This window comes from Actinomadura sp. NEAU-AAG7 (assembly GCF_018603865.1).
GTDB lineage: Bacteria > Actinomycetota > Actinomycetes > Streptosporangiales > Streptosporangiaceae > Spirillospora > Spirillospora litoris.
Window position 1 is genome coordinate 67,454 of record NZ_JAHFZY010000004.1, and the last position, 26,844, is coordinate 94,297.

Below are 26,844 nucleotides of genomic sequence, written 5' to 3' on the forward strand. Positions count from 1 at the left end.
AGAGGGAGGCGGTAGAGACATGGATCTCTATATCCCGATCATCGTGCTGGGGGTGCTCGCGTTCGTGTTCGCCGCCGGTTCGGTGGCGATGGCCTCGCTGACGGGGCCCAAGCGCTGGAACCGGGCCCGGTTGGACGCCTACGAGTGCGGCATCGAGCCGACGCCGCAGCCGGTGGGCGGCGGCCGTTTCCCGATCAAGTACTACCTGACGGCGATGCTGTTCATCGTCTTCGACATTGAGATCATCTTCCTGTACCCCTGGGCGGTCGCGTTCGACCGGATGGGGATCTTCGGCCTTGTGGAGATGGTCCTTTTCATCGTCACCGTGCTTGTGGCGTACGCCTACATCTGGCGGCGCGGCGGTCTGGAGTGGGACTGACATGGGCCTAGAGGAGAAACTCCCGAGCGGGTTCCTGCTGACGACGGTCGAGCAGGTCGCGGGTTGGGCGCGCAAGAGCTCGGTGTGGCCGGCGACGTTCGGCCTCGCGTGCTGCGCGATCGAGATGATGGCGACCGGCGACCCCCGGCACGACTTCTCCCGCTGGGGGATGGAGCGCGCTTCGGGGACGCCCCGGCAGGCCGACCTGATGATCGTCGCGGGCCGGGTGAGCCAGAAGATGGCGCCGGTGCTGCGGCAGATCTACGACCAGATGACCGAGCCCAAGTGGGTCATCGCGATGGGCGTGTGCGCGTCGTCCGGCGGGATGTTCAACAACTACGCGATCGTGCAGGGTGTGGACCACATCGTCCCGGTGGACATCTACCTGCCCGGCTGCCCGCCGCGGCCCGAGATGCTGCTGGACGCCATCCTGAAGCTGCACGACAAGATCCAGAACACCAAGCTCGGCCCGCAGCGCGAGCGCCAGATCGCCGAGCTGGAAGAGGCCAAGCGCCGCCGGCTCCCGCTGCTCGGACAGGGGGCCTGATGTCCTCCCAGCATCCCGAGCAGCAGGCCGAGCAGGCCGCCGACCGGCTCCCCGCGCAGGTCGAGGAGGAGCGCCGCGAGCAGCCGATCGCCCGCACGGGCATGTTCGGCTCGAAGACGACCGGCGACACCTCCGGGTACGGCGGGCTCGTCGTCCGGCAGAGCCCGAAGGTCGGCGCGCCGCGCCCCTACGGCGGGCCGGACGGCGCCGCCGAGCCGGGCGAGTTCGACGAGATCGCCGACCAACTGGAGCGCGCCTTCCCGGACTATGGGGACGCGATCGAGCGCGTGGTGATCCACCGCGGCGAGATGACGTTCTTCGTCAAGCGCGAGCACCTGCGCGAGGTCGCCCGCACCATGCGGGACGACCCGTCGCTGCGCTTCGAGCTGTGCTCGGCCGTGTCGGGCGTCCACTACCCGCAGGACACCGGCGCCGAGCTGCACTCGGTGACGCACCTGCTGTCGATCACCCACAACCGGCGCGTCCGGCTGGAGGCGACCTGCCCCGACGCCGACCCGCACGTCCCGTCGCTGGTGCCGGTGTACCCGACGAGCGACTGGCACGAGCGGGAGACCTACGACTTCTTCGGCATCGTGTACGACGGGCACCCGGCGCTGACACGGATCCAGATGCCCGACGACTGGGTCGGTCACCCGCAGCGCAAGGACTACCCCCTCGGCGGCATCCCCGTCGAGTACCGCGGAGCGGAGATCCCGCCGCCCGACGAGCGGAGGTCGTACACATGAGTTCCACGAAGTACACCGAGTACGACGCCTACGCCGCCGCCGACGAGGCGACCGAGGGCCGGGTGTTCGACGTCGCCGGGCAGGACTGGGACGAGGTCGTCGCGGGCGCCGAGGACCTCGGCGACGAGCGGCTCGTGGTCAACATGGGCCCGCAGCACCCGTCCACGCACGGCGTGCTGCGGATCATCCTGACGCTCGACGGCGAGACGGTGGACGAGGCCCGCGTGGTCATCGGCTACCTGCACACCGGCATCGAGAAGAACATGGAGTTCCGCACCTGGACGCAGGGCACCACGTTCTGCACCCGGATGGACTACCTCGCGCCGATCTTCAACGAGACCGCGTACTGCCTCGGCGTGGAGAAGCTGCTCGGCGTCACCGACCAGGTGCCGGAGCGGGCGCAGATCATCCGCGTCATGCTGATGGAGCTCAACCGGATCTCCTCGCACCTGGTCGCCATCGCGACGTTCGGGCTCGAACTCGGCGCGACCACGGTCATGCTGAACGGGTTCATCGAGCGCGAGTACACCCTCGACCTGTTCGAGGAGATCACGGGCCTGCGCATGAACATGGCCTACGTCCGTCCGGGCGGGGTCGCGCAGGACCTGCCGAGCGGCGCGCTCAGCAAGGTGCGCGACTACCTCGACCGGATGCCCAAGCGCCTCCAGGCGCTGCGCAAGCTGATGGACTCCAACCCCGTCTACCTCGCGCGGACCAAGGACGTCGCCTACCTCGACCTCACCGGGTGCATGGCGCTCGGCGTCACCGGGCCCGTCCTGCGCGCGACCGGCCTGCCCTGGGACCTGCGCAAGTCGCAGCCCTACTGCGGCTACGAGACCTACGACTTCGAGGTCGCGACGCAGGACACCTGCGACGTGTACGGCCGCTACCTCGTCCGGATGGCCGAGATGGAGGAGTCCCTGAAGATCGTCGAGCAGTGCGTGGAGCGGCTCCAGGGGACCAGGGGGCCGGTCATGATCGAGGACAAGAAGATCGGCTGGCCGGCGCAGCTCGCGATCGGCGCGGACGGCATGGGCAACTCGCCCAAGCACATCGCGCACATCATGGGCACCTCGATGGAGGCGCTGATCCACCACTTCAAGCTGGTCACCGAGGGCTTCCGGGTGCCCGCGGGGCAGGCGTACTCGCACATCGAGTCGCCACGCGGCGAGCTCGGCGCGCACGTGGTCAGCGACGGGGGCACCCGTCCCTACCGCGTGCACTTCCGCGAGCCGTCCTTCGTCAACCTGCAGGCCACGCCGGCGATGGCCGAGGGCGGCATGATCGCCGACGTCATCGCGGCCGTCGCCAGCATCGACCCGGTCATGGGGGGAGTGGACCGATGACGGCGAACGCGGCGGACGGAACGAGCCGGGCCTACGAGCCGGACGTCCGGGAGCGGCTGGAGCGGGACGCCAAGGAGATCATCGCCCGGTACCCGAAGCCGAGGTCGGCGCTGCTGCCGATGCTGCACCTGGTGCAGTCGGTCGACGGGCACGTCACGCGGGAGGGCATCGAGTTCTGCGCCGAGCAGCTCGGGATCACGCCCGCGCAGGTGACGGGCGTCGTCACCTTCTACACGCAGTACAAGCAGAGGCCCGTGGGCGAGTACCACGTCGGCGTGTGCATCAACACGCTGTGCGCGGTGATGGGCGGCGACCAGATCTGGGACGAGCTGAGCGAGCACACCGGGGTCGGCCACGACGAGGCCACCCCGGACGGCAAGGTCAGCCTGGAGCGGATCGAGTGCAACGCCGCCTGCGACTTCGCGCCGGTGATGATGGTCAACTGGGAGTTCTTCGACAACATGACTCCCGAGAAGGCCAAGAAGCTGGTCGACGACCTGCGCTCGGGTGAGCGGGTGCTGCCCTCGCGCGGCCCGAACACGCTCGCGAACTGGAAGGACGCCTCGCGCGTGCTCGCCGGGTTCCCCGACGGGCTCGCGCACGAGGGCGTCCAGGCCGGGCCCGAGTCGCTGCGCGGGTTGGAGCTCGCGCGCGAGCGCGGCTGGGAGGCGCCGCCCGCCGACGCGGGCCGCGAGCGGCCGGAGGAGCCGGTGCGGCCGGGTGAGATCACCGACCCGCCGCCGAACGAGCCGGGCAAGCCGATCGGCGGCGATGTGAAGCCCGGTAGCCAGGAGGGGCGGAACCAGTGACCACGCTCACCCCGATCCTCACCAGGAACTGGGACCAGTCCGACTCGTTCACCCGCGAGGGCTACGAGCGCGAGGGCGGTTACCGGTCGCTGCGCACCGCCTTCGGCATGGAGCCGGACGCGATCGTCCAGGCCGTCAAGGACTCGGGCCTGCGCGGCCGCGGCGGCGCGGGCTTCCCCACCGGCATGAAGTGGGGGTTCCTGCCGCCGAGCAGCCCGAACCCGCGCTACCTCGTCGTCAACGCCGACGAGTCCGAGCCGGGGACCTGCAAGGACATCCCGCTGATGATGGCGAACCCGCACGTCCTGGTCGAGGGCGTCATCATCAGCTCCTACGCGATCCGGTCCAACCACGCGTTCATCTACGTGCGCGGTGAGGTCCTGCACGTGATCCGCAGGCTCCAGCGGGCCGTCGCGGAGGCGTATGAGGCCGGGTACCTCGGCAAGGACATCCTCGGCTCCGGCTACGACCTGGACGTGGTCGTGCACAGCGGCGCCGGGGCCTACATCTGCGGCGAGGAGACGGCGCTGCTGGACTCCCTGGAGGGATTCCGCGGTCAGCCCAGGCTCAAGCCCCCCTTCCCGGCGGTCGCGGGCCTGTACGGCGGCCCCACTGTCATCAACAACGTCGAGTCGATCGCGTCCGTTCCCTCGATCGTCGGGAACGGCGCCGACTGGTTCGCCTCGATGGGCACCGAGAAGTCCCAGGGATTCGGGATCTTCTCGCTGTCGGGGCACGTGACGCGGCCCGGCCAGTACGAGGCGCCGCTCGGCATCACGCTGCGGGAACTGCTCGACATGGCGGGCGGCATCCGCGAGGGGCACCGGCTGAAGTTCTGGACGCCGGGCGGCTCGTCCACGCCGATCTTCACCGAGGAGCACCTGGACGTGCCGCTGGACTTCGAGTCCGTCGGCGCCGCCGGGTCGATGCTCGGCACCCGCGCCCTCCAGATCTTCGACGAGACGACGTGCGTCGTCCGGGCGGTCCTGCGCTGGTCGGAGTTCTACGCGCACGAGTCGTGCGGCAAGTGCACGCCGTGCCGCGAGGGCACCTACTGGTACAAGCAGATGCTGAAGCGGCTGGAGGCCGGGCAGGGCGCGGAGGAGGACCTCGAAACCCTCCTGGACCTGTCCGACAACATCCTCGGCCGCTCGTTCTGCGCGCTCGGCGACGGCGCGACGAGCCCGGTGGTCTCGTCCATCAAGCTGTTCCGGGACGAGTACCTCCAGCACTTCGAGCAGGGCGGCTGCCCGTTCGACCCGTCCAAGTCCACCCTCTGGGGAGGTGCCAAGTGACGGTCACCAGCGACTCGGCGGCTGTCGAACAGGTCGAGATGATCTCGTGCACCATCGACGGCTTCGAGATCGAGGTGCCGAAGGGCACCCTGATCATCCGGGCCGCCGAGCTGCTCGGCATCCAGATCCCGCGGTTCTGCGACCACCCGCTGCTCGACCCGGTCGGGGCCTGCCGCCAGTGCCTGGTGGAGATCCCCGACGCCGGGAACGGGCGCGGGATGCCGAAGCCGCAGGCGTCCTGCACGACGACGGTGATGCCGGGCATGGTCGTCAAGACCCAGCTCACCTCGCCGGTCGCCGACAAGGCGCAGCACGGCGTGATGGAGCTGCTGCTCATCAACCACCCGCTGGACTGCCCGATCTGCGACAAGGGCGGCGAGTGCCCGCTGCAGAACCAGGCGATGTCCAACGGGCGCGGCGAGACGCGGTTCGTCGAGGCCAAGCGGACCTTCCCCAAGCCGCTCGCGCTGTCCAGCCAGGTGCTGCTCGACCGCGAGCGCTGCATCCAGTGCGCGCGCTGCACCCGCTTCTCCGACCAGATCGCCGGCGACGCGTTCATCGACCTGTTCGAGCGCGGCGCGAAGGAGCAGGTCGGCACCGCCGACGGCAAGCCGTTCCAGTCCTACTTCTCGGGCAACACCGTGCAGATCTGCCCGGTGGGCGCGCTGACCGGCGCCGCGTACCGGTTCCGGTCGCGGCCGTTCGACCTCGTGTCGCAGCCGAGCACGTGCGAGCACTGCGCGTCCGGCTGCGCGCTGCGCACCGACCACCGGCGCGGGAAGATCACGCGCCGGCTGGCCGGGGACGACCCGCAGGTCAACGAGGAGTGGAACTGCGACAAGGGCCGCTGGGCGTTCACCTACGCGACCCGGCCCGACCGGCTGACGCACCCGCTCGTCCGCAACGAGGCCGGGGAGCTGGAGGTCGCCTCCTGGCCCGAGGCGCTGTCGGTCGCCGCGCGCGGGCTCGCGGCGGCGCGCGGCTCGGCCGGCGTGCTGACCGGCGGCCGGGTCACGCTGGAGGACGCCTACGCCTACGCCAAGTTCGCGCGGATCGCGCTCGGCACCAACGACGTCGACTTCCGCGCCCGCCCGATGTCGGACGAGGAGTCGCGCTTCCTCGGCTCGTCGGTGGCGGGCCGCCCGATCGAGGTGACCTACGCCGACCTGGAGAAGGCGCCCGCGGTGCTGCTCGCCGGCTTCGAGCCGGAGGAGGAGTCGCCGATCGTCTTCCTGCGCCTGCGCAAGGCGTTCCGCAAGAAGGCGCTGAAGGTCTTCTCGGCCGCGCCGTTCGCGACGCGCGGCCTGCGCAAGGTCGGCGGGACGCTGCTGCCGACACAGCCCGGCGCCGAGGCCGAGACGCTCGGCTCGCTGATCGGCGAGGGCGGGCACGCCGGCGTCCGCGCGCTGCTGGAGGCCCCCGGCGCCGTGATCCTGGTCGGTGAGCGGCTCGCCGGCAGCCCCGGCGCGCTGTCGGCCGTGGTGCGGCTCGCGCAGGTGACCGGCGCCCGGCTGGCGTGGGTGCCGCGCCGGGCCGGGGAGCGCGGCGCGGTGGAGGCCGGGGCGCTGCCCGGGCTGCTGCCGATCGGCCGCCCGGTCGCCGACCCGCGGGCGCGCGCGGAGGTCGCCCGCGCCTGGGGCGTCGCCGAACTGCCCGCCGAGCCGGGGCTCGGCACCGACGCGATCATCGCGGCGGCGGCGCAGGGCCGGCGCGGCGCGCTGCTCGTCGGCGGCGTCGACCCCGAGGACCTGCCCGACCCGCGTGCCGTGCTGGCGGCGCTGGAGGCGACCCCGTTCGTGGTGAGCCTGGAGCAGCGTCCGAGCGCGGTCACCGACCGCGCGGACGTGGTGCTGCCGGTCGCGGCGGTCGCGGAGAAGTCCGGCACGTTCGTCGACTGGGAGGGCCGCGGCCGCCAGTTCGACGTGGTGCTGAGGTCCGCCGGACGGATGTCGGACCTGCGCGTCCTGAACACGCTCGCCGACGAGATGGACGTCCACCTGGGCCTGCCCGGACCGGACGCGGCGCGCCGCGAGCTGTCCGCGCTCGGCGCCCACCGCGGCGAGCGCCCGGACGCCCCGAACGTGCCGCAGGCCATCGCGCCGCACCCCGAGCGGGGCGAGGCGCTGCTGGCGACCTGGCGGCTGCTGCTCGACCGGGGCCGCCTCCAGGACGGCGAGCCGTTCCTCGCGGGCACCGCCAAGCCCGCGGCGGCGCGGCTGTCGCCCGCGACGGCCGCGGAGATCGGCGCGGACGGCGCGGTGCGCGTGTCGGGCCCGCGCGGCGAGGTCACGCTCCCGCTGGAGATCACCGGCGACCTGCCCGACCGGGTGGTCTGGCTGCCGACGAACTCGGCGGGCTGCGCCCTGTACCGGGATCTCGGCGCGGTGGCGGGCGGTGTCGTGCGCGTCGCGGGCGCCTCGGGCGGTACGCTCACCGGCGCCGCCCCGCGCGGCGGCGCCATCGCGGCCAGGGACGTCCCGGGCGGCGTGGCCGACGGACCGGCCGACGAACCCGCTGGAGGCTCCCGATGAGTCCGCTCACGCTCGCGGCGGCGTCCGCGAAGGAACCCACGCTGAAGAGCTTCGGCGACGACCCGTGGTGGCTGATCGGCGGCAAGGTCCTCGCGATCTTCGTCTTCCTGGTGCTGACCGTCCTGCTGTCGATGTGGGTCGAGCGGCGCGTGATCGGCCGGATGCAGCTCCGGGTCGGCCCGAACCGGGTCGGACCGCAGGGGCTGCTCCAGGGCCTCGCCGACGGCGTGAAGCTGGCGCTCAAGGAGGACATCGTCCCCCGCCAGGTCGACAAGCTGGTGTTCATCCTGGCGCCGATCGTGTCGGCCGTCCCGGCGTTCATCTCCTTCATCATCATCCCGTTCGGGCCGACGGTGTCGGTGTTCGGGCACCAGACGGCCCTCCAGGGCACCGACCTCCCGGTCGCGGTGCTGCTGGTGCTCGCGATGTCCTCGATGGGCGTGTACGGGATCGTGCTGGCCGGCTGGTCGTCGATGTCGCCCTACTCGCTGCTCGGCGGGCTCCGCTCGTCCGCCCAGGTGATCTCCTACGAGATCGCGATGGGCCTGTCGTTCGTCGCGGTGTTCCTGTTCGCGGGGTCGATGTCGACCTCCGACATCGTCGCCGCGCAGCACGACAAGTGGTTCGTGGTGCTGCTGCTGCCGTCCTTCCTCGTGTACGTGATCACGATGATGGGCGAGTCGAACCGCATCCCCTTCGACCTCCCCGAGGGCGAGGGCGAGCTGGTCGGCGGCTTCCACACCGAGTACTCGTCGCTGAAGTTCGCGATGTTCTTCCTCGCGGAGTACATCAACCTCGCGACGCTGTCGGCGCTCGCCACGACGCTGTTCCTCGGCGGCTGGCGGGCTCCCGCGCCGATCTCCACGGTGTGGGCGGGCGCCAACGCCGGCTGGTGGCCGGTGCTGTGGTTCCTGGTCAAGCTGTGGCTGTTCATCTTCTTCTTCATCTGGCTGCGCGGCTCGCTGCCGCGCGTCCGCTACGACCAGCTGATGAAGCTCGGGTGGAAGGTGCTCATGCCCTTCTCGCTCGGCTGGATCCTGCTGGTGTCGACCATCCGCGCGCTGCGCAACGAGGGCCACGACATGCGGCAGATCGTCATCATCGCCGCCGTGGTCGCGGCGGTGGTGCTGGTGGCCACGGTGATCTGGGAGATGGTCCGCGGCGGCGAGGACGAGAAGGAGATCGTCCCCGGAGCGGGCCGGGACGTCGCGCCCGATCCCGCCGCCGGCGGGTTCCCGGTGCCGCCGCTGGACGCGCCGCACTACCACGGCGGTCCGGCCGGGGCCACCAAGGTCAAAACCCCTCCTGAGGAGGTCACCAGTGGGACTCACTGATTTCCTGAATCCCGTCAAGGGGTTCGGGGTCTCGTTCCACCAGATGTTCAGCAAGAGCGAGACCGTTCAGTACCCCGAGGTGAAGAAGCCGACCGCGCCGCGCTTCCACGGCCGGCACCAGCTCAACCGGTGGCCGGACGGGCTGGAGAAGTGCGTCGGGTGCGAGCTGTGCGCCTGGGCGTGCCCCGCCGACGCCATCTTCGTCGAGGGCGCCGACAACACCGCCGACGAGCGGTACTCGCCCGGCGAGCGGTACGGCCGCGTCTACCAGATCAACTATCTGCGCTGCATCCTGTGCGGGCTGTGCATCGAGGCGTGCCCCACCCGGGCGCTCACGATGACCAACGAGTACGAGCTCGCCGACGACAGCCGCGAGAGCCTCATCTACACCAAGGAGATGCTGCTGGCGCCGCTGCGCGAGGGCATGGAGCAGCCGCCGCACGAGATGCGGCTCGGCGACACCGAGGAGGAGTACTACCGCCTCGGCCTCCAGCCCGAGGAGTCCGCCCCGGCCGAGTCCGGCGGCGCCTCCGCCGCGGGCCGGGCGCGCGGCCGCAGGGGCGGTGAGACCCAGTGAGCGCCGGGCTGACCGGCCACGCGCTGGCGGGGCACGTCGCCTCCGGGCAGGTCCTGGCCGGGCACGTCGCCGACAAGCAGTCGGGCGAGCCGTTCTTCTTCTGGCTGCTGGCCGTCGTGTCGGTCTGCGCCGCGCTCGGCATGATCTTCATGCGGAAGGCGGTGCACTCGGCGCTGCTGCTGGCGACCGTGATGCTCTCGCTGGCCGCGCTGTACGCGATCCAGGACGCGCCGTTCCTCGCGTTCGTCCAGGTCATCGTCTACACCGGCGCGGTGCTGATGCTGTTCCTGTTCGTGCTGATGCTGGTCGGGGTCAGCTCCACCGACTCGCTGGTGGAGACGATCAGGGGCCAGCGGTTCTGGGCGGCGATCGGCGCGATCGGGTTCGTCGCGCTGCTGGCGGTCGGGCTCGGCAACGCGGCGCTCGGCGACTCGGCCGGGCTGAAGACCGCGAACGGCGACGGCAACGTCGTCGGCCTCGCGCGGCTGCTGTTCAAGGACTACGTGTTCGCGTTCGAGGCGACCAGCGCCCTGCTGATCACGGCGGCGCTCGGCGCGATGGTGCTCGCGCACCGCGAGCGGACCGAGCCGAAGCCGACGCAGCGCGACCTGTCCAAGGGGCGGTTCCTGTCCGGCGACCACCCCGGCCCGCTGCCGGGCCCGGGCACCTACGCCCGGCACAACGCCGTCGACATGCCGGCGCTGCTGCCCGACGGGACGCCGTCCGAGCTGTCGGTCAACCCGATCATCGCGGCGCGGACCGACACCGTCGAGCGGCACGTCGACCTGCACGGCGAGACCGAGGAGGAGGCCCTCGGGCAGGACGTGGCGGCTGTGCGGGCGGTGACCCGGGAGTCGCGGGACGCGGGCGCCGAGTCGCGCGTCGTCAAGGCCGGATCGCCGGTCGCGGGCGCCCCCTCCGAGGGCGGCGCCGGCGGCGGGTCGGCCGGCAACGAGCGTGAAGGCGAGGCTGGTCAATGAGTCCGGGGCACTATCTGGCGCTCTCGGCGATCCTGTTCACCATCGGTGCGCTCGGCGTCCTCGTGCGCCGCAACGCGATCGTGGTGTTCATGTGCGTCGAGCTCATGCTGAACGCGACGAACCTGGCGTTCGTCTCGTTCTCCCGCATGCACGGCGAGCTGGACGGCCAGATCATCGCGTTCTTCGTGATGGTGGTGGCCGCGGCGGAGGTCGTGGTGGGCCTGGCGATCATCATGACCATCTTCCGGACGCGCAGGTCCTCGTCGGTCGACGACGCGAACCTGCTGAAGTACTGAGAGGCCAGTGATGAAAGCGGAAGGCATCCAGGCCGCGTCCTGGCTTCTCATCGCGCTGCCGCTCGCGGGCGCCGCGATCCTCCTGCTCGGGGGGAGGCGCACCGACCGGTGGGGCCATCTGCTCGGCGTCACGATGTCGCTGGCCTCGTTCGTCGTGGGCGCGGCGATGTTCGTCCAGATGCTGGGCTACGAGGCCGAGGAGCGGCGCCGGACCCTGCACCTGTGGGACTTCATCGACGTCGGCTCGTTCAAGGTCGGGATGGACCTGCTGGTGGACCCGCTGTCCATCAGCTTCGTCCTGCTGATCACCGGGGTGGGTTCGCTCATCCACATCTACTCCATCGGCTACATGGCCGAGGACCCCGACCGGCGCCGGTTCTTCGCCTACCTGAACCTGTTCGTCGCGGCGATGCTGCTGCTGGTGCTCGGCAACAACTTCCTGGTGCTGTTCCTCGGCTGGGAGGGCGTGGGCCTCGCGTCCTACCTGCTGATCGGGTTCTGGCAGTACAAGCCGACCGCCGCGACCGCCGCGAAGAAGGCGTTCGTCGTCAACCGCGTCGGCGACCTCGGGCTGATCCTCGCGATCGCGCTGATGTTTTCCACGTTCGGGACGATCGGCTTCGACCAGATCCTCGGCACCGGCGCCGAGCACGTGGGCCTGGCGTCCCAGCTCAGCACCGGCACCGCGACCGCGATCGGGCTGCTGCTCCTGCTCGGCGCGTGCGGCAAGTCCGCGCAGCTCCCGCTCCAGTCCTGGCTGCTGGACGCGATGGAGGGCCCGACCCCGGTGTCGGCGCTCATCCACGCCGCGACGATGGTGACCGCCGGCGTCTACCTGATCGTCCGGGCCGGGCCGATCTTCGAGATGTCCGACACCGCGCAGCTCGTGGTGACGATCGTCGGCGCGGCCACGCTGCTCGCCGGTGCGATCATCGGGTGCGGCAAGGACGACATCAAGAAGGCCCTCGCCGGGTCGACGATGTCGCAGATCGGCTACATGCACCTCGCCGCGGGGCTCGGCAAGCCCGGCTACGTCTTCGCCATCGCGCACCTCATCGCGCACGGCTTCTTCAAGGCGGGCCTGTTCCTCGGCGCCGGTTCGGTCATGCACGGCATGAAGGACGACGTGAACATGCGCCACTACGGCGCGCTCCGCACGATGATGGTGATCACCTACGCCACGTTCGGGCTCGGGTACCTCGCCATCATCGGGTTCCCCGGCCTGTCCGGCTGGTTCACCAAGGACGGCATCATCGAGGCCGCGTTCGACAAGGGCGGCACGTCCGGGGCGATCCTCGGCTCGTGCGCGCTGATCGGCGCGGGCATCACCGCCTACTACATGTCGCGCGTGATGTTCATGACGTTCTTCGGTGAGAAGCGCTGGGCCGAGGACGTCCACCCGCACGAGTCGCCGAAGGTGATGACCGTTCCGCTGATGCTGCTGGCGGTCGGCTCGGTGTTCGCGGGCGGGTTCCTCATCCTCGGCGGGTTCTCCGACTTCCTGGAGCCGGTCGTCGGGGCGCCCGAGCACGAGCACGAGTTCAAGCTGATCACCGCCGCCGGCGCCGGCACGTTCGTGCTGATGGTCATCGGCGTCGCGATCGCCTGGCGGCAGTACGGCAGCCGGAAGGTGCCGCGCGAGGCGCCCGCCGGGTCGTTCGTCACCGTCGCCGCCCGCAAGGACCTGTACGGGGACGCGCTGAACGAGTCGCTGCTGATGCGGCCCGGCCAGTGGCTGACCCGGCTCGCGGTCTGGTTCGACGGCCGCGGCGTCGACGGCGCCGTCAACGGCCTGGCCGCGGGGGTCGGCGGCAGCTCCGGGCGCATCCGGCGCCTCCAGACCGGCTTCGCCCGCTCCTACGCCCTTTCGATGTTCTTCGGCGCGGCTCTCGTCGTCGCGGCGCTCCTGGTGGTGAACGTGTCGTGAATGACTTTCCCTGGCTGAGCGTCCTCATCGCGCTGCCGCTCGTCGGCGCGGTGCTCGTGGCGGTGCTGCCGCGCGAGCGCGAGGCGCTGGTCAAGCAGGTCGCGCTCGGCGCGTCCGCGGTCACGCTGGCGGTCGCCCTCGTGATGGCGGCGCGCTTCGACGCCGGCGGGTCGCGCTTCCAGTTCACCGAGAAGTACTGGTGGATCAAGGAGTTCGGCGTCCACTGGGCGCTCGGCGTCGACGGCGTCGCGCTGGTGCTGATCGTGCTGTCGGTGATCCTCGTCCCGCTGGTGATCCTCGCCTCCTGGAGCGAGGACGACCGGTCGGGCGGCGTGGACGTGCCCGCCAAGCGGTCGGTGAAGACCTACATGGCGCTGCTGCTCACGCTGGAAGCGGCGATGATCGGCGTGTTCGCCGCGACCGACGTGTTCCTGTTCTACGTCTTCTTCGAGGCGATGCTGATCCCGGTGTACTTCATCATCGGGTACTACGGCGGCGCGCAGCGCTCCTACGCCGCGGTGAAGTTCCTGCTGTACTCGCTGTTCGGCGGGCTGCTGATGCTCGTCGCGGTGATCTGGCTGTACCCGCTGTCGGCCAAGTCCACCGCCGAGGGCGGCCTCGGACACGGCACGTTCATGTTCGACGAGCTGTCGAAGATGAACATCGACCCGACCACCGCCAAGTGGCTGTTCCTCGGCTTCTTCGTCGCGTTCGCGATCAAGGCGCCGATGGTGCCGGTACACACCTGGCTGCCCGACGCGGCGCAGCAGTCCCCGCCCGGCGCGCTCGTGCTGATCGTCGGCGTCCTGGACAAGGTCGGCACCTACGGGATGCTGCGGTTCTGCCTGGAGCTGTTCCCCGGCGCCGCCAAGTGGGCGACGCCGGTCGTGCTCGGGTTCGCGGTGCTCAGCATCATCTACGGCGCCGTCCTCGCGATCGGGCAGGTCGACCTGAAGCGGCTCATCGCCTACACCTCGGTGTCGCACTTCGGGTTCATCGTGCTCGGCATCTTCGCGATGACCTCGCAGGGCCAGTCCGGCGCGACCCTCTACATGGTCAACCACGGGTTCTCCACCGGCGCGCTGTTCCTCGTCGTCGGCTTCATGATCGTCCGGCGCCGGTCGGCGCGGATCGGCGACTACGGCGGCGTCCAGAAGGTCGCGCCCGTCCTCGCCGGGACGTTCCTCGTCGCGGGCCTGTCCGGGCTGTCGCTGCCCGGCCTGTCCACGTTCGTATCGGAGTTCCTCGTCATCGTCGGGACGTTCAGCCGCTACCGCTGGGCCGCCGTGCTCGCGGTCAGCGGCGTCGTCCTCGCCGCGATCTACATCCTGTGGATGTACCAGCGGACCATGGGCGGGCCCAAGGCCCCGGCCGTCGAGGGCATGCGGGACCTGTCCGCGCGCGAGAAGTGGGCGGTCGCGCCCATCATCGCGATCATCGTGGCGATGGGCCTGTTCCCGCAGCCGGTGCTGCACGTCATCAACCCTTCGGTGAAGGAGACGCTGGTCCGGGTCGATCGGCATGATCCCGCGCCGAAGACCACCGGGAACGTCGCCGAGAACGGAGCCCGTCCATGAGCCGCAGCAGTCAGGTGAGCGCCGTCCTCGCGCAGGGGGGTGACATCCCGGCGCCGCACATCGAGTACGACCAGATCGGCCCGCTGCTGCTCGTGCTCGGGATCGCCGTCGCCGGCGTGCTGGTCGAGGCGTTCGTCGGACGCACCTGGCGCTACTACGCGCAGGTCCCCCTCGCCTTCCTCGGCCTCGCCGGCGCGTTCGCGTGGACGATCGTCCTCGGCGTCCACGACGAGCCGCACCACGTCGCCGCCGAGGGCGCGCTCGGCGTGGACGGCCCCACCCTGTTCCTCCAGGGCACCATCCTCGTGCTCGCGCTCGTCAGCCTGCTGCTGATCGCCGAGCGCGGCGGCAGCGTCGTCGGCGGCGGGCACTTCGCCGCGCAGGCGTCCGCGCTGCCGGGCAGCGAGGCCGAGCAGCGCAGCGCCGCCGCCGGGATCACCCAGACCGAGGTGTTCCCGCTGATGATGTTCGCGGTCGGCGGGATGCTGATGTTCCCGGCCTCCAACGACCTGCTCACGATGTTCGTGGCGCTGGAGGTCATGTCGCTGCCGCTGTACCTGCTGTGCGGGCTCGCCCGCCGGCGGCGCCTGCTCTCCCAGGAGGCGGCGGTCAAGTACTTCCTGCTCGGCGCGTTCTCCTCGGCGTTCTTCCTGTACGGCGCGGCGCTGCTGTACGGGTACGCGGGCTCGGTGCGGCTCGCCGACATCTCCGCCGAGATCAGCAAGGACGCCGGGAGCGAGACGCTGCTGCTCGCGGGCGTCGCGCTGCTGTCGGTCGGGCTGCTGTTCAAGCTCGGCGCGGTGCCGTTCCACATGTGGAAGCCGGACGTCTACCAGGGCGCCCCCACGCCGATCACGGCGCTGATGGCCTCCTGCACGCTCGTCGCCGCGTTCGGCGCGATCCTGCGCGTCTACTACGTCGGGTTCGAGACGCTCAAGTGGGACTGGGAGCCGATCATGTGGGGGGTGGCCATTCTCACAATGGTCATCGGCGCGGTCATCGCGATCACCCAGACCGACCTCAAGCGGATGCTGGCCTACTCCTCGATCGCGCACGCCGGGTTCCTGCTGACCGCGGTCGTCGCCACCTCCAGGGACGGCCTGTCCAGCGCGCTGTTCTACCTCGCGGCCTACGGCTTCACCACGGTCGGCGCGTTCGCGGTGATCACGATGGTGCGGGACGCGGGCGGCGAGGCGGCGCACCTGTCGCGCTGGGCCGGGCTCGGCAAGCGCTCCCCGGTCGTCGCGGGCACCTTCGCCTTCTTCCTGCTGGCCTTCGCCGGTATCCCGCTGACCAGCGGCTTCACCGGCAAGTTCGCGGTGTTCAAGGCGGCCGTGCAGGCCGACGCCACACCGCTGGTGATCGTCGGTGTGATCTCCTCGGCGATCGCGGCGTTCTTCTACGTCCGGGTGATCGTCGTGATGTTCTTCAGCGAGCCGGAGGCCGACGGCCCCACGGTCGTCGCCGGGCCGGCGACCGCGGCGGCGGTGGCACTCGGGTTGACGGCTACTGTGGTACTCGGTGTGCTCCCCCAGCCGATCCTGGACCTCGCGGGACACGCCACGACACATATGTTCGTCCGGTAAGGGGTCATGGGTGAGCAACGCCTTCGCTGAGGAGTCCGGGCAGGCCACTGGTGGGGGGGCGACCCCCCGCACCCCCCGGAACGGCCCGTCCCAGGGCGCGCGGGGGACTGCGTCCCCGCGGGCCCTGCGCGAGGAGACCGGCCCGTTCGGCCTGCACGTCGACGCGGAGCTGGCGGCCGACGCCAAGCGGCGCCTCGGCGCCGTGGAGGCGCTCCTGCTCGACTCGGTCCAGGGCGAGGACCCGCTGCTCACCGAGGCGTCCAAGCACCTGGTGGTCGCGGGCGGCAAGCGGTTCCGCCCGATGCTGGTGCTGCTCGCCTCGCACTTCGGCGACCCCGCCGCGGCCGGCGTCGTCCCGGCCGCGGTGGTGGTCGAGCTGACCCACCTCGGCACGCTCTACCACGACGACGTCATGGACGAGGCGACCGTCCGCCGCGGCCAGGAGTCGGCGAACTCCCGCTGGACCAACACCGTCGCCATCCTCACCGGCGACTACCTGTTCGCCCGCGCGTCCGACCTGCTCGCCGACCTCGGGCCCGAGGCCGTCCGCATCCAGGCCCGCGCGTTCGCGCGGCTCGTCCGGGGGCAGATCCAGGAGACCGTCGGCCCGGCGGAGGACGCCGACCCGCTCAAGCACTACCTCCAGGTCGTCGCCGACAAGACCGCCTCGCTGATCGCGGTCTCCGGCCAGTTCGGCGCGCTGCTGTCGGGCGCCCCCGCCTCGGTCGTCGACACGATCACCTCCGCGTGCGAGAAGATCGGCATCGCGTTCCAGCTGTCGGACGACATCCTCGACATCGACTCCGACGCCGAGCAGTCGGGCAAGACCCCCGGCACCGACCTGCGCGAGGGCATCCGCACGCTGCCGGTGCACCACGTCCTCGCCGGGACCGACGCCAAGGACGCCCGGCTGCGGGAGCTGCTCGGCCAGGACCTCGCTGAGGACGACGCCCTGCACGCCGAGGCGCTCGCGCTGCTGCGCGCGCACCCCGCGCTGGACCTCGCCCGCGCCGACCTGCGCCGCTGGGCCGAGGACGCCCGCACCGAGCTGCTCACGCTCCCCGACATCCCCGCGCGCTCGGCCTTCACCGGCCTGTGCGACTACGTCGTCTCCCGCACGGGCTGAGGGCCGCTCAGACGCTCTGGGGGGTCTCGGTGACCCCGCGCGACTTCATCGCGTGCAGCACGAGGTCGATCAGGACCTGCTTGCAGGAGCCGAGCTCGCGCGCGTCGCAGAGCATCACCGGGACCTTCGGGCCCAGGTTCAGGGCGAGCTGGATCTCCTCCAGCTCGTAGGAGCGGGCGCCCTCGAAGCAGTTGACGGCGACGACGAACGGGGTGGAGCGCCGCTCGAAGTAGTCGACCGAGGGGAAGCAGTCGGACAGCCGGCGGGTGTCGGCGAGGACGACCGCGCCGAGGGCGCCGAGCGCCACCTCGTCCCACATGAACCAGAAGCGCTCCTGCCCGGGCGTGCCGAACAGGTAGAGGACGTAGTCGTCCCGCATCGTGATGCGGCCGAAGTCCATCGCGACCGTGGTGGTCTTCTTGCGCTCCACCCCGGCCATGTCGTCGACGCCCACACTCTCGTCGGTGAGCAGCTCCTCGGTGCGCAGCGGCTGCGTCTCCGACACCGTCCCGACCATCGTGGTCTTGCCGACGCCGAAGCCGCCCGCGACCACGATCTTGACCGCGGTGGGGAGCCGGCGTGCGCGCACCTCGCGCCTAGAGCGCCCGGAGTCCATCGATCACCGCCTTGTAGAGCCTGATGTCGTGCATGTCCGCCTCCGGTTCCGGTTCCTGCATCGAGACGAACCCCTTGTCGAACAGGTCGCCCAGCAGCACCCGCACGGTCGCGACCGGCAGGTCGAGGCGCCCGGTGATCTCGGCCACCGACAGCACCGACTGGCACAGCCGGATGATCGACAGGTGCTCGGGGCCGAGCCCGATCGCGCCCTCGGGCTCGGGGCCCTCGGCCACCACGAGCGTGATGAGGTCGAACCTGCCGCGCGTCGGCTCGATCCGCCCGCTGGTCATCACATAGGGGCGCACCATCGGCCCGGCGTTCTCGTCCAGCAGCCTCGGGTCCTGGACGGGCGGCCGCGGTGCCGGCACCGCCGGCGGCGGCTCGTCCCGCCAGGGATCCAGCGGGTGCTCCTCGGGCGGCATCATCAGGCGCGTCCCTCCACGGCGGCCTCGGTGCGGGCGGGTGAGCTGAGGTGCTGCCCCATCGCGGTGACCAGCATCGCCATCTCGTAGGCGACCAGCCCCACATCGGCCTCCTCACTGGCGAGCACCGCCAGGCACGCCCCCTTGCCCGCCACCGACACCAGCATGAAGGCCGACTGCATCTCGATGATCGTCTGCCGCACCGGGCCGCCGCCGAAGCGGGTCCCGGCGCCCTTGGCCAGGCTCTGGATCCCCGCCGAGACCGCCGCGAGGTGCTCGCCGTCGTCCTGCGTCATGCCCTTGGAGGAGGCCATGAGCAGGCCGTCGGCCGACAGCACGACCGCGCTGCGCGCGTGCGGCAGCCGGTGGACCAGGTCGTCCAGCAACCAGCCCAGATCGGATGGAGAACCCGCCTTCTGCATCACTGGTCTTCCTCGCCTTCCTCTGCGTCACTGCCGAGGGCCACGGGCGCGGTGCCGTTCGCGGCGCCCGCCGCGTCGGTGCGGCCGCGCTGGGTGCCGCGCTGGTACGAGCCCATGATCTGCTTGATCTCCTCGGGCGACCGGCCGGGATCGTCCTGGCCGTCCGCCGCCTCGGCGGTGGCCGCCTCCCCGGCCCGCAGCGGCTCGGCGAGGTTCGCCTGCGGCACCCGGACGGGCAGCCCGGACGGTGTCGTGGAGAGTTCGGCCACGGGTGACTGGTCCTCCGCCTCACTGGTCGGTGCGTCGGTGGTGGTCGCGAGAGGCCCCCCGTCCACCGCCCCGGCCGGCGCCGGCGGCCCGGCGGGCGCCTCGGGCTCCGGCTCCTCGGCCGGCTCGGCCGGCTCGGACGCGGGCGGCGGCACCGCGACCAGCGCGGGCCCGGACGGCTGCGCCGGACGGTCCGGCGCCACGGTCAGCAGACCGCCGGAGGGCGTCGCCGAGGGCGCGCCGACGGCGGCGGGCCGCCGCACCTCCAGCCCGTTCCGCGTCCGCGCCCCGGCGGGCGCCGGTCCCTGCTCCTGCTCGACGACCAGTTCCTTGGGGATCACCACGACGGCGGTGGTGCCGCCGTAGGCGGAGCGCTTCAGCGACACCTGGAGCCCGTACCGCCCGGCGAGCCGGCTGACCACGTACAGGCCGAGCTGCACCGAGCTCTGGAGGTTGAACTCGGGCGGGTCCGCGATCCGCTCGTTGATCTCGGCGAGCCGCTCGTCGGTCATGCCGAGCCCGCGGTCCTCGATGTCGATCGCGAAGCCGTTGGCGACGAGGTTGCCGCTGACCTGCACCACGGTGTCGGGCGGGGAGAACGACACGGCGTTCTCGATCAGCTCGGCCAGCAGGTGCGTGACGTCGCCGACCGCGCGCCCGGCCAGCCCGAGCGGGCCGAACGGCAGGACGGTGACGCGGGTGTAGTCCTCGACCTCGCCGACCGCGGCGCGGACCACGTCCACCATCGGCACCGAGTTCCGCCATCCGCGGGCGGGCAGCGCCCCCGACAGCACGATCAGGTTCTCGGCGTTGCGCCGCATGCGGGTGGCGAGGTGGTCGAGCCGGAACAGCTCCTCCAGGTCCTTCGCCTCGATGTCGTGGCGCCGCTCCATCGTGTCGAGCATGGTGAGCTGCCGGTGCACGAGCGTCTGCGTCCGCCGCGCGAGGCTGAGCAGCACGTCCCGGATGCCGCGGCGCAGCTCCGCCTGCTCGACGGCGGTGCGGATCGCGGTCTCCTGGACGGCGTTGAACGCCCGGCCCACCTGCCCGATCTCGTCGGTGCCGAACTCCAGCGGCGGCGCCTCGGTGGCCACGTCCACCTGCTCGCCGTGCCCGAGCCGCTCGACGACCCCGGGCAGCCGCCGCTCGGCCAGCTCCCACGCCGCCGCCCGCAGCCGTTCGAGCTGCCGCATCAGCGCGCGTGCGGTGGTGATCGACACCACGACCGAGGCGATGACCGCGAGCAGGCCGAGACCGCCGGCGAGCACCAGCCGCACGACGACCCCGACCGCCACCGGCTTCGCCCGGTCCACCAGGCGGTCGCCGCCGTCGAGGACGACGTCCTCCAGACCGGACAGGACCGTTCCCATCAACGAGCGCCACTCCTCGGTCTTCACCCGCAGCGGCGAGCCGGGACGGCCCTGGTAGACGTAGTCCTCCAGGAAGCGGAGCCGCTTGTACTGGGCGGTGCTCGTCAGCCGCTGGTACTGGGCGAGGTCGTCGGAGGGAAGCTCGGCGGCGGCCTCCTCGTGCAGGTACCGCTGGGTGCCGACGAGCGAGACGAACTGCGCGTGGTCGGCGGGGGTCAGGCGCCCGGCGGCGAGCGCGCCCGACAGGAGCGTGTCCTCCCGGGAGAGCATCTCCTTGGCGCGCGTGAGGGAGTTGAGGGCCCGGCTGTCCCGGGCGATCTCCTCGTTGTTCACCGTGCCCGCGGCGTTGTAGACGCGGAACGCCGAGTCGATGACCTCGTTGTAGGGCCGGACGGCCGCCTGCCGGTCGATCGACCGCGAGTCGATCGCCTTGCGTCCCGTGGCGATGGCGTCGAGGTGGCCGGCCGTCTCCCTGATGCGCCTCTTGAGCGTCCCGCTGGCCGTGCCCATCGCGTCCTCGCCGACGGCGCGGTCGCGGAACGCGGCCTCCGAGGCGTCGACGCGGGCGCGTTGCGCGACGAGGGCCTGCCGCTGCGCGGCCCCCGGGCTGCTGAGGTAGATCGCCGAGAGCTTGCGCTCCTCCTGGAGATCCGTCACCAGCGTGACCATCGGGCGGGTGACGTTCTGGTCGATGGTGCTGGCCGACAGCAGCCCCAGGCCCTCGCGCAGCGTCACCCACGCGGCGAACGCCCACAGCGCGGCGAGGGACACCAGCAGAGCCGTGATCTTTGTCCGCAGACGCGTGTTGCGGATGCGCATCAACCTGTCCTCAACGAGTTCCGGAAGACTCGCGGTCCGTCGCGAGGGTCGCCGACGTCGAGCCGCTGCTGTCCTGGGCGCGCGGACGGCGGGGTACGCCGCGTCGCACAGCGCAGTACTTTAGCAACGCTCAGGGTTCAAATGGCGCACTTTGTCCACATGGAACGGACGGCGCCAGGAAGTCACATTGGTGATCTGCGTTACAAACTATTGACGGTCCTCCGCCTGATCCGGAGCGGTCCGGGAGGTGGCCGCCAGGTGAAGCGCGGACACGACCGACGCGCGCACGATCGCCGCAGGGTAGTAGAGGTCCTTGTCGTGCCACAGGGCCGGACCGGCCGCGCCGTTCTCCAGCGTGTTCCGCGCCGCCCGGTGGAGGAATTCATATCCCCGGGTAAAAGATTCTTGTACCTCCGGGCGGGCGGATCGGGTGAGCGCGAGGATTTGCAGCCCGTACGCGGTCTCCTCGGCCGAGCCCTCCCACCGCCCCCACGAGCCGTCCGGCCGCTGGGTGGTCACGACCCAGTCGCGGGCCCGCCGCACGGCCTCCGCCGCGGCCCGCCCGCCGAAGTCGTGGAGCGCGAGCGCGCAGCACGCCGTCGCGTAGTAGGGGGACGCGTGCCACCGGTCGACCCAGCTCCCGTCGGCCCGCTGGCGGTCGCGCAGCAGATCCGTGAGCTTGAGGACGGCCGTCCGGTACCGGTCGGCCGGGCCGTCCGCGGCCGCCCCCGGAGTCTCGGACGGCGCGGGCGCGCAAGCCTTCCGGGACGCCCGGCGGGCACGGAGGTACTGGCCGAAGGCGTCGAGTACGTGGGCGTTCACGCTGACCGAGAAGCCCTGCTCGCCCGGCCAGGTGCAGAAGTGCGTGTCCGTCTCGAACTCCCACAGCGCGTCCGGCGCGCGCTGGACGCCGAGCAGCCCGAGGGCGTGGAGGGTCACGGACGTGGTGTCGGCGTCCACCGGAAGCCCGCCCGCGGCCGCCGCGCCGTGCGGGCCGAGCGCGGCGGCGAGGTCGGCGACGATCCGCGGCGGCACGTCGACCTCCAGCCCCGCGCGCGCCAGGCCGCTCAGCACCCACGACCTCTCGAACACCGTGACGGGGATGCCGCAGGGCGCGAGGCCGTCGTGGTCGGCCACCACCCGCTCCAGGAACCGTTCGGCTCGCCGCCGTGAACCCGTCCAGGCGCCGTTCTCCCCGGGGGCGTCCAGCCAGGCGGCCGTCGCGGCGGCGGAGGCCCCCACCGTCCCGCTCTCCTCCGGATGGATCGCGGGGTGGCCGCGGGCGGCGGAGCCGGCGACCTCCAGCGCGTGGAGGATCTTGGCCGGCAGGCCCGCGCCGCCGCGCACGGCCGCCTGGACCATCGCCAGCCGCGCGCCGTCCACGCCCGCCGGGGGGCTCAGCCGTCCGGCGAAGCGCAGGCCGGGCGGCGCGGCACGGGCGAGCCGGTCGTTGATCGCGTCGGTCAGGGACGTCACGATCAGGTCCAGCGCGGGCATGTCCGGGACGGCGCACGCGTCGATCGCCGGGAGCGTGCACGCCAGGAACCGCAGCCCCCGCTCGGCCGCCCGGAGCAGGGACTCGGGGTCGGGGACCTCCGCCGTGCCGGAGCCTGTGGGCGCGGGGGGCAGGCTCGCCAGGCTCGCCAGGACCGCCTCGACGGCGCTGAGCGTCGGCACGAGCGCGTATCCGCCCGGCCCGCCCCAGCCCCCGTCCGGGCGCTGGGCGGCGACCAGGTACTCCAGCCGCCGCCGGTGACCGGTGAGCCACGGGGCGAGGGCCACGAGCCGTCCCGTCTCGTAGACCGACGGCGACACCTGCCCCCAGGGCATGGCCAGCAGGTCGCCGACCAGGGCGCGGGCGGCCGCGGGGAGGTCGACGTCCGGGACGATCCCGGCCGCCGGGCAGGCGTCGCCGACGGTCACAGCGCCCCCCAGTAGTCGGTGACCCCGTAGAACCCCGTGCTGAACCCGATCTGCCGCTCCAGGTAGACGGCGGCCTCGTGGCAGTCGTCCTTGAGCGGCTCGATCAGCTTGTGGGCGTGCTCGACCAGCTCCTCGATCCGCGCCGAGACCTCGGACCGCTCCAACCCCAGCATGAGGGCGTTGAGGTCGCCCCACTCGACGTCCCGCCGGTAGGTGGCGAGGTCGTTGAGCAGCCTCAGCACGCGCTGCACCTGCTGGCTCGCCTCCCACAGCTCGTCCACGCGGGCGACGGTCGCCTCGTCGCCGGTGACGATCCAGTGCGAGAGGTTGACCCAGGTCGTCCCGAAGTTGTCGGCGTTGTCGAGGTACTCCTCGAACGTCGGCAGCGGGCCGGAGCCCCGGGCGGACTTCCACTCCCACTCCCGCGCCATCGCGGCCAGCCACCGGGCGAGCTGCTCGCGCCATCTCGGCAGGACGCCCGCGGCGGGCCCCTGGGCGAGATCTCCCATTATCTCGCCCAGAAAAGTCGTGATCGAGCCGCGCGGAGCCGGGTCCGCGCCGTCCGCGACCGCCAGGCAGTCCTCGACCAGGCGCTCGACCTCCTCGCGCGTCCCGGCGACGTAGTCGATCTGCCAGTCCGCGGCGAAGTTCCACATCGAGGTCTTGATCAGCATCCGGAGGCGGGCCGCGTCCGCCCACGGCGAGCCGAACGCGTTGGCGAGCGCCACGGCGGCGAAGAGCCGGCCGTCGAACGGCCTGCTCGGGAACAGGTCGGGATAGGAGCCGACGCAGCGCTCCAGGTCGCGCTGGCACTCCATCGCCAGCGCGCAGATCCGTCCGTGCTCGGCGGCGGCCGACACCTCGCTCGCGAACGCCCGGCCCAGGTGGTCCCGGGCCCGCCCGCTTCCGGGCGCGGTCACCGCTCGACCGGACGCAGGCGGATCATGACCGGCTCCCGCGGCTTCAACGTGATGTCGACCCTCGGCCGCACCTCCGCCGTGTTCTCCAGGACCGGGCGGAACCGGCTCAGGAGCGTCGCCAGGATGAGGGGCGCCTCCAGGAAGAAGAAGACCCTTCCCGCGCACTGGTTGGGCCCGCCGCCGAAGGCCAGGTAGGCGAAGCGGTGCCGGGTCCGGTCCGCCGCGAACCGCTCGGGGTCGAAGACCTCCGGCTCCGGCCAGACCCCGGGCAGCCGGTGGGTGAGGTACGGGGAGATGGCCACGGTCGATCCGGCGCGGATGCGCACGCCGTCGATGACGTCGTCGGCCGCGACCGTCCGCGGCGTGATCCACGCGACCGAGTACACGCGCAGGACCTCGTGCAGGAACATCTTCGTGTACACGAGCCTCGGCAGGTGCTCGAAGCCGGGCTTGTCGGTCCCGACCACGGTGTCGATCTCGTCGTAGAGCCTCGCGCGGACGTCCGGGTGGGCGTCCAGCGCCGCCCAGAGGAACGACAGCGCCGACACGGTGGTGTCGGTGCTCGCGACGAACAGGCCGACGACGCCGTCCCGCACCGCCTTGTCGTCGACGCCCCGGCCCGCGTCGTCGCGCGCCCGGATCATCATCGACACGACGTCGCGGCCGTCCGCGCCGTCGCGGCGCGCCTTCCGGACGATCGGGTAGACGAGGTCGTCCACGGCCTGCACGCACCGGTTGAACATGCGGTCGCCCGGCAGCGGGACCGAGAGCGGCACGAACGGCATCAGCATCCGCGACCGGAACGACGACGTCGTCGCGGTCACCATCACCTGGCCCAACTCGTCGATGCCCGACAGGGAGATGCGGTCGCCGACGAGCACCCGGATGATCGTGCGGTACACCACGCGGGTCATCTCGGCGAAGGCGTCCACCGGACGGCCCGCTCCTCCGGAAACCCCCGCTCCGGCGCGGCGGGCGAGATCGTCGACGGCGTCGGCGATGGTGGCGGTCATCTCGTCCGCGAAGCCCGTGATGCTCGGCCCGGACAGCAGCGTCTGGAAGACCTTGCGCTTGACCGGCCAGCTCGGGTCCACATCGGAGCCCTCACCGGTGAGCCGGCTGAGGGGTTTCCACATCATCCCCTCGCGGCGGTAGTTCGCGACGTTGTCGCGCAGGACGTATTGCAGATGATCGGGATGGGTGATCAGGTACGGGCGGAACGGTCCCAGGTTGACGCGCGCGATCTCGCCGCCGGCCTCCCGTCCCACCTCCTCGAACGCCCGCAGTGGATCTCGGAGTAGCCGGGGGAGATGGCGTAGCGAGAGCGTCTTGGCCTCGTGGGCAGGGCGGGGACCGGCATCGATGGACATTCTGGGCCCTTTGTGAAGTCAACGGGGAAGTGGTTCACGAAGGTGGCTCGGAAGGGGGAAGCGAGTGCTTTCGGAGCTTTTGCGAATGAAGGCGGTGCATGGCCGTTTTATCGGAAGTATCACATGATCAATTAACGGAAACAAGCGTCGAGACCGGAAAAATCATGCCGTCTCGCTTGTGAGGTAGGTCACTTTGCAAGTGATTCGTCAAAGTGATACGCGGCACTCGCAGTGCCATTCAATGATCTTCTCAATCGATTCCGGGATCGATTGATGGTCCGCCTACAGCCCGTTCGAGGTGGGGAGAATGGCGGGCCAGGCGAGGCCGCTGGAGACCTTGAACCTGCCGGTGACCGTGCGGGTGCCGCAGCGCGCCGTGACCGTGTAGCGGCCGGGCTTGGCGTCCCGCCGGACCGTCGCGACGCCCTCACCGCGGTCGCCCTCGCCGCGCAGCGGGACATGCCTGGTGAAGGCGGGGGAGTCGGCCCCGTGCGGGTGCGGGCACCGCGGCACCGCCACCTCCACCCGCGAGCCGGGACGCGCCGCGCCCGGCTCGACCGAGACCTCTCCGCGTCCCAGGCCGGAGGTCTGCCCCGCCGCCGGTGCCGCGAGGCCCGCAGTAACGAGTGCGGTTCCCAACACGGTGACGCTGAGCAGGCGCAACGGGGGGCTCCTCGGCCGGGAGGGGATGTGACCTCCGGCACTCTAGTGCCTACCGGACGCCCACTCTAGGCGGCTTCGGACACCGGCTTCGGTATCCGGGCCGTCCTGCGGGCGGTTCTCAGCCCGTCCCAGGTCAGGACGATGAGCGCGAGCCAGACCAGGAGGAAGCCCGTCCAGCGGCTCGCGGGCATCTCCTCGCCCTGGACGAGCAGCCCGATGAGGAACTGGAGCGCGGGCGCCAGGTACTGGAGCATGCCGATCATGCTCAGCGGCAGCCGGATCGCCGCCGCGTTGAACATCATCAGCGGGAAGGCCGTGACCAGGCCCGCCGTCGCCAGCAGGGCCGCGTGCCCGGGGCCCGCGTGCCCGAACGCCGCGTCGCCGCGTCCTTCCAGGGTCAGCGCGAGGACGAGCGCGGGCACGAACATCGCCGCCGTCTCCACCCCGAGGCTCTCCGCCGAGGGCATGTTGGCGAACTTCTTCAGCAGCCCGTAGACGCCGAACGAGAACGCCAGGATCAGCGCGATCCAGGGCGGCTCCCCGTAGTCGGCGGTCAGCAGCACGACCGCCGCCGCGCCGAGCCCGACCGCGCCCCACTGCCAGGCCCGCAGCCGCTCCCGGAAGACGGCGACGCCGAACACCACGCTGATCAGCGGGTTGATGAAGTACCCGAGCGCGGCCTCGATCGTGCGCCCGCTGTTGACCGCGTAGATGAACACGCCCCAGTTGACGCTGATCATCACGGCGGCCAGCGTCAGCAGCCCCAGCTGGCGCGGCCTCAGCGCCCTGATCCAGCCCCAGTTCCGGGTGACCGCGAGCACGGCCGCCACCGTGATCAGCGACCACATGATCCGGTGGGCCAGGATCTCGGCCGCCCCCGCCGGCTTGAGGAGCGGCCAGTACAGCGGAAACAAGCCCCACAGGGCATACGCCCCGGCTCCGTACAGTACGCCCCGTTTCACGCCCCGCACGATAGCAGCGGCGTAATCACTCA

General features: G+C 71.4%; 24 protein-coding genes. 15 read left to right on the forward strand and 9 right to left on the reverse strand.

Translation table 11 applies throughout. From position 1 onward, the window contains the following. Positions 1–19: 19 nt before the first annotated feature. The 15 genes from KLI87_RS19280 to KLI87_RS19350 all read left to right on the forward strand — a co-directional run bounded on the left by KLI87_RS19280 (position 20) and on the right by KLI87_RS19350 (position 17,056). Positions 20–379 carry an NADH-quinone oxidoreductase subunit A gene (locus KLI87_RS19280; protein ID WP_156222174.1) on the forward strand — a complete coding sequence of 120 codons (360 nt, stop codon included), beginning with the start codon at positions 20–22 and terminating at the stop codon, positions 377–379. Position 380: 1 nt separating this feature from the next. Next, positions 381–926: an NADH-quinone oxidoreductase subunit B family protein gene (locus tag KLI87_RS19285; protein WP_156222172.1), complete on the forward strand. Its 546-nt coding sequence runs from the start codon at positions 381–383 to the stop codon at positions 924–926. Further along, entirely contained in the window at positions 926–1,672 is a 747-nt protein-coding gene (locus tag KLI87_RS19290; protein WP_156222170.1) for an NADH-quinone oxidoreductase subunit C, read from the forward strand. The genes KLI87_RS19285 and KLI87_RS19290 overlap by 1 nt, the downstream gene beginning before the upstream one ends. Continuing rightward, on the forward strand, positions 1,669–3,018 hold the full coding sequence (locus KLI87_RS19295) for an NADH-quinone oxidoreductase subunit D (RefSeq protein WP_156222168.1): 1,350 nt from the start codon (positions 1,669–1,671) through the stop codon (positions 3,016–3,018). The genes KLI87_RS19290 and KLI87_RS19295 overlap by 4 nt, the downstream gene beginning before the upstream one ends. Beyond that, entirely contained in the window at positions 3,015–3,827 is an 813-nt protein-coding gene (nuoE, locus tag KLI87_RS19300) for an NADH-quinone oxidoreductase subunit NuoE (RefSeq protein WP_214618160.1), read from the forward strand. The genes KLI87_RS19295 and nuoE overlap by 4 nt, the downstream gene beginning before the upstream one ends. Further along, on the forward strand, positions 3,824–5,122 hold the full coding sequence (gene nuoF / locus KLI87_RS19305; protein ID WP_214618161.1) for an NADH-quinone oxidoreductase subunit NuoF: 1,299 nt from the start codon (positions 3,824–3,826) through the stop codon (positions 5,120–5,122). Before nuoE ends, nuoF begins: the two co-directional genes overlap by 4 nt. Continuing rightward, positions 5,119–7,653, forward strand: a complete 2,535-nt coding sequence (locus tag KLI87_RS19310) for an NADH-quinone oxidoreductase subunit G (protein WP_214618162.1) — start codon at positions 5,119–5,121, stop codon at positions 7,651–7,653. Before nuoF ends, KLI87_RS19310 begins: the two co-directional genes overlap by 4 nt. Next, the gene (nuoH, locus tag KLI87_RS19315; protein ID WP_214618163.1) at positions 7,650–8,987 is read left to right on the forward strand and encodes an NADH-quinone oxidoreductase subunit NuoH; all 1,338 of its coding nucleotides are present in this window, start codon (positions 7,650–7,652) and stop codon (positions 8,985–8,987) included. The genes KLI87_RS19310 and nuoH overlap by 4 nt, the downstream gene beginning before the upstream one ends. A 43-nt stretch (positions 8,988–9,030) precedes the next feature. Next, positions 9,031–9,564 carry an NADH-quinone oxidoreductase subunit NuoI gene (gene nuoI, locus KLI87_RS19320; RefSeq protein ID WP_246251259.1) on the forward strand — a complete coding sequence of 178 codons (534 nt, stop codon included), beginning with the start codon at positions 9,031–9,033 and terminating at the stop codon, positions 9,562–9,564. Between the two features lie 23 nt (positions 9,565–9,587). Then, complete coding sequence (locus KLI87_RS19325) at positions 9,588–10,544, forward strand: NADH-quinone oxidoreductase subunit J (protein WP_173391022.1); 957 nt, start codon at positions 9,588–9,590, stop codon at positions 10,542–10,544. Then, a complete protein-coding gene (gene nuoK, locus KLI87_RS19330; protein ID WP_067466785.1) occupies positions 10,541–10,840 on the forward strand; it encodes an NADH-quinone oxidoreductase subunit NuoK in 300 nt (99 codons plus the stop codon). Before KLI87_RS19325 ends, nuoK begins: the two co-directional genes overlap by 4 nt. Positions 10,841–10,850: 10 nt before the next feature. After that, positions 10,851–12,767, forward strand: a complete 1,917-nt coding sequence (nuoL, locus tag KLI87_RS19335) for an NADH-quinone oxidoreductase subunit L (protein ID WP_156222293.1) — start codon at positions 10,851–10,853, stop codon at positions 12,765–12,767. Beyond that, on the forward strand, positions 12,764–14,344 hold the full coding sequence (locus KLI87_RS19340) for an NADH-quinone oxidoreductase subunit M (protein WP_214618164.1): 1,581 nt from the start codon (positions 12,764–12,766) through the stop codon (positions 14,342–14,344). The genes nuoL and KLI87_RS19340 overlap by 4 nt, the downstream gene beginning before the upstream one ends. Continuing rightward, positions 14,341–15,930 (forward strand): NADH-quinone oxidoreductase subunit NuoN, encoded by a 1,590-nt coding sequence (nuoN, locus tag KLI87_RS19345; RefSeq protein WP_156222162.1) that lies wholly within the window; start codon positions 14,341–14,343, stop codon positions 15,928–15,930. Before KLI87_RS19340 ends, nuoN begins: the two co-directional genes overlap by 4 nt. 151 nt (positions 15,931–16,081) lie before the next feature. After that, positions 16,082–17,056: a polyprenyl synthetase family protein gene (locus KLI87_RS19350; protein WP_214618574.1), complete on the forward strand. Its 975-nt coding sequence runs from the start codon at positions 16,082–16,084 to the stop codon at positions 17,054–17,056. Positions 17,057–17,063: 7 nt separating this feature from the next. Here KLI87_RS19350 and KLI87_RS19355 read toward each other — a convergent pair whose 3' ends face one another. The 9 genes from KLI87_RS19355 to rarD form a co-directional block, all read right to left on the reverse strand. Further along, entirely contained in the window at positions 17,064–17,672 is a 609-nt protein-coding gene (locus KLI87_RS19355) for an ATP/GTP-binding protein (RefSeq protein ID WP_156222161.1), read from the reverse strand. Beyond that, complete coding sequence (locus KLI87_RS19360; RefSeq protein ID WP_214618165.1) at positions 17,653–18,099, reverse strand: DUF742 domain-containing protein; 447 nt, start codon at positions 18,097–18,099, stop codon at positions 17,653–17,655. The genes KLI87_RS19355 and KLI87_RS19360 overlap by 20 nt, the downstream gene beginning before the upstream one ends. Next, positions 18,099–18,518: a roadblock/LC7 domain-containing protein gene (locus tag KLI87_RS19365; protein ID WP_214618575.1), complete on the reverse strand. Its 420-nt coding sequence runs from the start codon at positions 18,516–18,518 to the stop codon at positions 18,099–18,101. The genes KLI87_RS19360 and KLI87_RS19365 overlap by 1 nt, the downstream gene beginning before the upstream one ends. Next, positions 18,518–20,974 (reverse strand): nitrate- and nitrite sensing domain-containing protein, encoded by a 2,457-nt coding sequence (locus tag KLI87_RS19370; protein WP_214618166.1) that lies wholly within the window; start codon positions 20,972–20,974, stop codon positions 18,518–18,520. The genes KLI87_RS19365 and KLI87_RS19370 overlap by 1 nt, the downstream gene beginning before the upstream one ends. 207 nt (positions 20,975–21,181) lie before the next feature. Then, the gene (locus KLI87_RS19375; protein ID WP_308166080.1) at positions 21,182–22,897 is read right to left on the reverse strand and encodes a prenyltransferase/squalene oxidase repeat-containing protein; all 1,716 of its coding nucleotides are present in this window, start codon (positions 22,895–22,897) and stop codon (positions 21,182–21,184) included. After that, positions 22,894–23,817, reverse strand: coding sequence for a terpene synthase family protein (locus tag KLI87_RS19380; protein WP_214618167.1), 924 nt, complete (start codon positions 23,815–23,817; stop codon positions 22,894–22,896). The genes KLI87_RS19375 and KLI87_RS19380 overlap by 4 nt, the downstream gene beginning before the upstream one ends. After that, positions 23,814–25,085: a cytochrome P450 gene (locus KLI87_RS19385; RefSeq protein ID WP_214618168.1), complete on the reverse strand. Its 1,272-nt coding sequence runs from the start codon at positions 25,083–25,085 to the stop codon at positions 23,814–23,816. Before KLI87_RS19385 ends, KLI87_RS19380 begins: the two co-directional genes overlap by 4 nt. A 384-nt stretch (positions 25,086–25,469) precedes the next feature. Continuing rightward, positions 25,470–25,826, reverse strand: a complete 357-nt coding sequence (locus KLI87_RS19390; RefSeq protein ID WP_214618169.1) for a hypothetical protein — start codon at positions 25,824–25,826, stop codon at positions 25,470–25,472. Between the two features lie 89 nt (positions 25,827–25,915). After that, positions 25,916–26,821 carry an EamA family transporter RarD gene (gene rarD, locus KLI87_RS19395; protein WP_214618170.1) on the reverse strand — a complete coding sequence of 302 codons (906 nt, stop codon included), beginning with the start codon at positions 26,819–26,821 and terminating at the stop codon, positions 25,916–25,918. Positions 26,822–26,844 lie beyond the last annotated feature (23 nt).